Genomic DNA, 1,061 nt, shown 5'->3' with positions numbered 1-1,061 from the left:
ACCTCAACATACAACTGGCGCAGGATTGGGAAGGAAAAACCATCACTGGTGATATTGTTATCGCGGGTAGTGCGAACGCCAACGAGAAGTTGAACCTCGTCGTCGATGGTAACTTGGAAACAGCGCAAACCATTACTGTAGGTGCTGATAGTCAGTTTAGTGTCACGCTGTCGACTCGTCATTTTGCGGTTGGCGAGCAACAGCACCGCTTCGCGATTTATTCCACCGAGAAAAAAGCAGGCATCGAGGACGTGAATTTTGTCTCCAACCTAAGCTGGTCAAACACGCCGGACGACACCATTGATGATGCGGGCGATGCACAAGACGGCGTGGGCGGCCCAAACGGCAACTACTCATTACCAACCGATCCAACGTTCGACAAAGACAACAGCCAACTCGCGATCAATAAAGCAGAAGTGTTTACCGTTGGCAGTAACGTACGTTTGACCTTCACTATGGACAAAATCACCGACACTTGGTTGCCACCAAACGGCTTCGACCACGTGGGTTTCACCATCTTTATTGATTTACCGGAAGAAGCGGCAACCAACTTGTCTGAGCTACCGAAGATCAACGCTTCTATGCCAAGCGGAACCTGGAGTCGCAATGCGGTTGTTTTTGGCTGGCAAAGCTCGATTTACAACACCAAAGGAGCAAATGCGACGACATGGGGAGAAGCCGTAACGCCAGCACCAACAGTGACAGTAGACAAAGCCAACAACACCATTTCAATGGACTTTGCTAGCGATGCACTAGGCCGCCCAGATTCGCTCGATGGAATCCGATTCTATGTCACGACTTGGGACTTAGACGGCCTTTCGGCAACTTACCGTCCGCTAGAGCAAGACAAAGGCCCTTGGAACTTCTCCGGTGGCGCATCGGATGAAAGTAAGATTTGGGACGATTTACCAATCATCACCTTGTCGGAATAAACCGTTAAAAAAGACACCGCCCAGCGTTTAGCTGGGCGGCCATCAACAAAAGAATGCAGAAAGACACTTCTGCTCGTTTTTATTCTAGTTAAAGAACGATTTCACCCACAGCACCAGACTGTCCCAAAG

The 1,061-nt window shown here is 49.7% G+C and carries 1 protein-coding gene; it reads left to right on the top strand.

Features of this window, described 5'->3' with window-relative positions; genetic code table 11:
• Window positions 1-932: glucodextranase DOMON-like domain-containing protein (locus tag R8N49_RS25150; protein WP_318190215.1), on the top strand; the 932-nt coding region annotated here is incomplete at its 5' end.
• Window positions 933-1,061 lie beyond the last annotated feature (129 nt).

The organism is Vibrio sp. 1978 (genome assembly GCF_033344345.1).
Note: the sequence above shows the minus strand (reverse complement) of the source record. Positions and strands in the feature narration are given on the sequence as shown.